This is a genomic window from Mycobacterium sp. TH-M82, assembly GCF_057473605.1.
Genome location: NZ_JBYCKY010000349.1, coordinates 1 through 5620, shown reverse-complemented (window position 1 = coordinate 5620; position 5620 = coordinate 1). Strand labels below are relative to the sequence as shown.

Below are 5620 nucleotides of genomic sequence, written 5' to 3'. Positions count from 1 at the left end.
GGCACTCATTTTGCCTTCCGGCCAGGTAGCTCAGTCGGTACGAGCGTCCGCCTGAAAAGCGGAAGGTCGCCGGTTCGATCCCGGCCCTGGCCACCATCTTTGACCTGCATCGACACGGGTCTTGCACTCGGTTGTCAGATTTCTTTGTCCGGTTCTTGTCCGGTCTTCGGTGTGTGAGTCTCGGTTGCGTGAAGCTGATCGAGGTTGGTCGCGACCTGGTCGAGTTCATCGGCATAGAGGTCGCTGTAGATGTTCGCGGTGACGGTCGGCGTCGAGTGGCCCATCGTCTTCTGCACGTAACGGAGGTCAGCGCCCGACTTTCTCGCCAGGCTCGCGTAGGTATGGCGTAGATCGTGGATGGTTAACGGAGCCAGGTTGGTTTTCTTCAGGGCTTTGTTCCAATGCGTGTGCCGACGCCAGTTGTTGGAGCGCAGCATCGCTCCGTTGGGTGAGGTGACGGCGGGCTCGTCAGGTTCCCGGCCGGTGATGCGCCCCTTGAAGATCTCGACGACGACTTGGGGGAGCGGGACGGTTCGGATCCCGGCTCGGGTCTTGGGCGGCCCAATGACGATGCGGCCTTCGACCTCGGGTGCGGCCCGCCGTACGTAGAGGCGGCGGGCGGTCAGGTCGATGTCCTTGACGCGGAGGCCGACGAGTTCGGACCAGCGCAGGCCGGTGTAGGCCAGGATGGTCACGACATCGCCCTGGTCGCCGCAGGCCGCCGCGAGCTTCTGGACCTCAGGTGCGCTGAGGTATCGGTGACGCTCCCGCTCGGGGATCCGGCCAGCCGAGACGCCAAGGGCCGGATTGCGGTGGATGCGGCCATCCTGGTGAGCAACGTCGAGAACCGACCGCAGTAGACGCAGCGTCGATACCTTCGCCCACGGCCCGACCGCCAGGCTGTCGACGAACGCCTGGACATCGGCCCGGGCGATCTCGTCGACGGGGACGTGGCCGAACCGCGGTTTGATGCGCAGTTCCCAATGCTGCGTGTACCCGCTCCAGGTCTTCGGTGATACCGCCGGCTTCTTGGAGTCGGAGAACTGCGTCCAGACCCTATTCAGCGGTGTCCGGCCCAGCCGCGGGTCGAACCGACGGGCGCCGAGCGCGGCCTCATTGTCGCGTTCGGATTTGAATGCCTTCGCCTCGCGCAGCGTCGGGAACGTCGCCGACGTTTCCACCCAGCCCGACGGTGCATCGGGGTCGCGGATCAAGTAGCGGACTTGGTAGCGAGGCTCCCCGGCGGCGTTGAGGCGCTTTCGAATCCCGCGCGGGGTGTTGCCCGCCATTACCGCCGCACCTGCTTGAGCCAGGACCGGACTTCGGCACAATCCCAGCGACGGACCCGCTCAGACAGCGTGTAGCAGGGCGGGCCGATCTGTTCGCCGGTCGTTTCACGGATCGCCGCCCAGCGGTTGAGGGTTGCGGCCGAGACGCCGAGAAGCGCCGACACCTGCTCTGCGGTCAGCAGCTCAGGGAAGTTGCCTGCGGCGACGAGAGCCTCCCGGAGGCCGTGAGTGACCATTGCTTCACCTCGCTGCACGGATCGAGTCGAACCATGCGCGCGTGCGCTGTAATCCGCTGTCGACGTCGGACTGGCCGCCGGTGATTCCCCACAGGTCAAATGCCCATCGCTCCAGAGCAGAGATCGTTGTCTCGCCGCAGCGCTGGAGTTCGGCGTCGTCGCCGAGGACCAGGGCGGTGCCTATGACTTCGCCGCACGACCAGAGGTGCCGGTATTGGTCCCATCCGTCTCTGCAGACGAGGACGGCTCGGCAGATCAGGTTGTCTGCATGCCGTGCCAATTGAGTCTGGTCGGGTGGTTCGAAAATGGAAGTCATTGCGCTGCCTTCTTTCGGGGGGAGCTTGCACGTCCGTATTGCTTTGCGGTGGAGCGGATTTGCTCATCGGACCAGAAGTCGGATCGAACCTTGGTCACTTGTCCGTCCTCGGCGATGACGTAACCGGTGCCCGGTCGGTCAGGGCTGATTCGTTGTGCGGGTGCGGTATCGGCCATCCCATCGCCGAGCACCATCGCGACTTCGTCTCGGGATCGCAATCGAAGTGCGATGGTCTGGGTGAACAGTCCCCGCATCGGCAGGACTTCTTTGCGTGGATCTTGCAGGAACGCCGCGACCACGATTCCCAGCGCCCGGCCCTTCGTGAGAATGCGTGACAAGGAGGCGGCGGCTTCTTTGCGTAGGGCTGGATCGCTCATGTAGGCGGTCACTCCGGCCAGCTCGTCGATCAGCAGCACCACCAGGGGTGACGCCTTTGTCGGACTGTGCTCACGCGTTCGGCCTGCCATCGTGTTGCCGCGCTTGTTCATCAGCTTCTCCAGCGCGGCGAGGCTTTCCACGGCATCGGCTTCGGTGGTGGCGATCTTCGTGAACAGGCCGGACCCAACCGACAGTTCGATGCCGTACTTCAGATCGATGCCCACGAGGCGCACCACACCCGCAGCTACGGAGGGACTGAGCCCGCCCGCGATGCCCCAGAAGATGGAGCCCTTGCCTGCGCCTGAGCAACCCACCGTGAGGGTGTGACGGCCGCTCAACGGCAAGGTCCAGGGTGACCCGTTTTCGCATCGCCCGAGCGTGACTCGTGCGGTTGCCACGGATGTCGGTGGTGTTGCGTCGGCTGTGGTTGACAGCTGTTCCCGCATGACCAGCTCGATCCGAAGCGTACCTGGAGATACGACCACCGACCGCGCCGAGTGAGCGCCCGCAGCGTCGCGAATCGCTGGAACAGCACGCTCCATGTCCTCAACAGTCTGCCCCATCCGTGCTCGCACCGTCAGTCGCAGAGTGGTGCGAGAAGCGTCTGTTCCCAACAACTTTGGGTGAAACCAGCGCGTCGACGCAACTTGTCGACCTTCGTTGTCACGGCGCATGACCTGCTCCGAGGCGGACAAACCGCACCGCTTGCATAGCTTCTGCCACGAGATATGCGCCCAGAAACGCCAACATAGGAGGCGAGCTGGTGTCGCGAATCGTTCCTCGTACGTCTCAGGTGAGTGCAGTCGCCAGTAGATGAGGGCTCCGCCGGTGACGCCGACGATGACCGCCACGCCCAGGGCGACGTTGGTCAGGAAGTCCAGCACGTGGTCGAGCCGGAACGGGCTATCAATATCGACTGGCGCGAACGGGTCGGGATTCATGCCGATTCCCGGCTTGTCGTTGCGTTGGCAGATTGCTTACCCGGCGCCCTCATGTCCGAGGCTCGGAAAGACCACGCGATCCTAGAGAAATCGCCCGATCGCTCGACATACGGCAACGCCATGAGGCCGTCGAAAACGACTGGTGTGAAAGGTGTTCCGCTGGAATTGGTGGGTGCCGTCGGTTGTGTCGGCGCGGCGAACTTGATGGTCACCGTGCGGCTTCGCTTCGGTGCGGCCGGATCGCCATCGAGCACTTCGACCTGCCACATCGGTAAGCCAGTGTCGCGGTCTCTCGCCTGAACGCGGTTCTCGCCTGAGGACTTGTCGAAGTCGATCATTGGCGTCACTTCGGATACGAGGAACGCGCCGAGCGAGAACACCTGGTCGTGGCCGATCTTGAGCCATTTGGGGATGGACATTGCTGAACCTTTCGAGTGGATTGAACTAGATGTCTACTCAACCTAGTCGTCTAGAGGAGTTAGTCAAGCGTTGAGCGCGATATTGGTCGCTTTTGTGGATTTAGCGTGCAGAGAAGTCGTATTCCAGCAGGTAGGCGGATGCGACCTTCACGGTGTCGCATACTTCGACAGCCACGTCATTGGTGTCGTAGGCCGTTCGAACCACCGTCAGGACGGGAGCCCCGGCTGGGAGTTGCAGGGCACGGCGCTCTTCGGGGGTTGGCATCCGGGCGCCGACTTCTTCGGTGAACCGGGCGAGGGTGTGGCCGGCGTCTTCGAGCCGCGCGTAAATGCCGCCAGGGCCGGTTTCGGTCTGTTCGATCTTGGTGTCCTGAGCAAAGGCTGCGGGAATGTATGAGGTTGCCGTTTCGACGGGCCGTCCGTCAGCGAGGTAGCGCCGGGATCGAACGACAACGTCATCGTCTGTAGTCAGTCGAAGGCGTTCGGCAACAGCAGAATCCGGCCGCTGGCGGGTAACGGTAATGTTGTCGACTTGGGGTGTGTAGCCAGACTTCTCTGCCTCGACGGTGAACGCTGCTTTGCCGCTGGCACGATGTCGCCGTGCGAAGCGGTCGGACGCGAGCCGCCGAATGGGGGGAGCTGGCCGTACGAAGACGCCGCGACCGTGCTCAGAAATCACCAGCCCTTCCGACCGCAGTTCCTGGACAGCCTGGCGGACCGTCATCCGGGCGACCCCGAAGTGGTCAATCAATGCGGCTTCGGACGGCAGGCGCGCTTCGGCCGCAAGCTGGCCTGAGCTGATGGCGTCACGCAACATGCTGGCGATCTGCCGATACGGCGGCTTGTCGTCCGCCCGGTCGATCTGGCCAAGTTGCAGCACCTGAGAGCCTTCCCCTACATGTCTAGGCGACTAGTCTAGGGAAACGACACGCCCATGTCACGACTGGACCGGGCGCACAGGAGGAGTCTCGCATGGCAGCCACACCGAAGCACTCGGTCAGCGTCGCCGGCATCGTGGTCCGCGATGACGGCCGGGTTCTGGTAATCAAACGGGACGACAACGGCCGTTGGGAGGCGCCTGGGGGAGTCCTGGAACTCGACGAGTCGTTCGAGGCCGGTGTTCGGCGCGAGGTGCTCGAAGAGACCGGGCTTGAGGTCACCGTAGAACGGCTCACCGGCGTCTACAAGAACCTGACTCATGGCATTGTTGCGTTGGTGTACCGCTGTCGGCCATCTGGCGGTGAGCCTCACGCCACCGAGGAAGCTCGTGAAATCCGTTGGATGACAAGTGAAGAAGTGCAGTCTGCGATGGTTCCGGCGTTCGGGGTGCGTGTGCTGGACGCCTTTGGAGAGTCGTCACAGTCGCGGGCGCATGACGGGGTGGACCTTGTAGGGGGATAGGCCCGGCGAGATCTATGCGGATGCCTCGATGCGAACTGTGAGCCCCACGGCCGCCGTCACTTTCGCCAGCGTCGCAACCGAGACATCGTCACCGCGTTCAATCCGGGCGATCGTCGGGCGAGACACGCCAGCCTCGTGTCCGAGCTTCGTCTGAGACCACTTCCGTTCGCGGCGCGCATCGCGAACAGCACGACCAACTCCACCGAGGCTCTCCGTCGATGCGGTCACAGTGCCTCCTGGGACGTACCGCCGGCCTTTGCCAAAGCTCTGGAGTTGTATTGGGCGTGAAGCGCATCCGCGGCGATGTTCGAGATCTGCTCGAGGAACGCCGGGTCGGTCATGTAGGACTGAATCTCCTGCGATTCGCTCACTGTCTTCAGCACGGCGATCCCCACGGCCCCGCTGAACCCGTCGGATGCTTTCAGCTGCGCCACGGTGTTGTTCTTCGCCATCGCCACCGCCTCTTCGTTCGCGTCGAGGAATCCCCACAAGGTCGTGATGAACCCGGCGACGCTTGCCGGGTTCACGTCAACTCCCTTGGCTCGGAACATCTCGTTCACCTTGTCGATCGCCTCACCGAGAGGCCCTCGCTTGGGTGTCCCGGAGCCTTTTCGCTCTCCGTCGAAGTCCGGAAGTCGGA

At 63.3% G+C, this 5620-nt stretch carries 8 protein-coding genes, 1 tRNA gene and 1 pseudogene; 2 read left to right on the top strand and 8 right to left on the bottom strand.

The window, feature by feature from the left end:
• Positions 1-19: 19 nt before the first annotated feature.
• A tRNA-Phe gene (locus AC2VON_RS10805) sits at positions 20-96 on the top strand.
• 38 nt (positions 97-134) lie between these two features.
• Here the strand turns inward: AC2VON_RS10805 and AC2VON_RS10800 are convergent.
• From AC2VON_RS10800 to AC2VON_RS10775, 6 genes are all read right to left on the bottom strand, one after another.
• Entirely contained in the window at positions 135-1289 is a 1155-nt protein-coding gene (locus tag AC2VON_RS10800; RefSeq protein ID WP_486952949.1) for a tyrosine-type recombinase/integrase, read from the bottom strand.
• Positions 1289-1525 (bottom strand): helix-turn-helix transcriptional regulator, encoded by a 237-nt coding sequence (locus AC2VON_RS10795; protein ID WP_005064313.1) that lies wholly within the window; start codon positions 1523-1525, stop codon positions 1289-1291. Before AC2VON_RS10795 ends, AC2VON_RS10800 begins: the two co-directional genes overlap by 1 nt.
• A 4-nt stretch (positions 1526-1529) precedes the next feature.
• Positions 1530-1841, bottom strand: coding sequence for a hypothetical protein (locus AC2VON_RS10790; protein ID WP_486952948.1), 312 nt, complete (start codon positions 1839-1841; stop codon positions 1530-1532).
• Positions 1838-3160, bottom strand: coding sequence for an FtsK/SpoIIIE domain-containing protein (locus AC2VON_RS10785; RefSeq protein WP_486952947.1), 1323 nt, complete (start codon positions 3158-3160; stop codon positions 1838-1840). The genes AC2VON_RS10790 and AC2VON_RS10785 overlap by 4 nt, the downstream gene beginning before the upstream one ends.
• Positions 3157-3579, bottom strand: a complete 423-nt coding sequence (locus tag AC2VON_RS10780) for a plasmid replication, integration and excision activator (RefSeq protein ID WP_486952946.1) — start codon at positions 3577-3579, stop codon at positions 3157-3159. The genes AC2VON_RS10785 and AC2VON_RS10780 overlap by 4 nt, the downstream gene beginning before the upstream one ends.
• A 100-nt stretch (positions 3580-3679) precedes the next feature.
• A complete protein-coding gene (locus AC2VON_RS10775; RefSeq protein ID WP_486952945.1) occupies positions 3680-4459 on the bottom strand; it encodes a GntR family transcriptional regulator in 780 nt (259 codons plus the stop codon).
• 92 nt (positions 4460-4551) lie between these two features.
• Between AC2VON_RS10775 and AC2VON_RS10770 the strand changes: the two genes are divergently transcribed.
• A complete protein-coding gene (locus tag AC2VON_RS10770) occupies positions 4552-4980 on the top strand; it encodes an NUDIX hydrolase (protein ID WP_486952944.1) in 429 nt (142 codons plus the stop codon).
• A gap of 12 nt (positions 4981-4992) precedes the next feature.
• Here AC2VON_RS10770 and AC2VON_RS10765 read toward each other — a convergent pair whose 3' ends face one another.
• On the bottom strand, positions 4993-5208 hold the full coding sequence (locus AC2VON_RS10765; RefSeq protein WP_102808231.1) for a helix-turn-helix transcriptional regulator: 216 nt from the start codon (positions 5206-5208) through the stop codon (positions 4993-4995).
• Positions 5205-5620 (bottom strand): annotated as a pseudogene (locus AC2VON_RS10760) (type I restriction endonuclease subunit R); the annotation flags it as partial. The pseudogene AC2VON_RS10760 and the gene AC2VON_RS10765, both read right to left, overlap by 4 nt.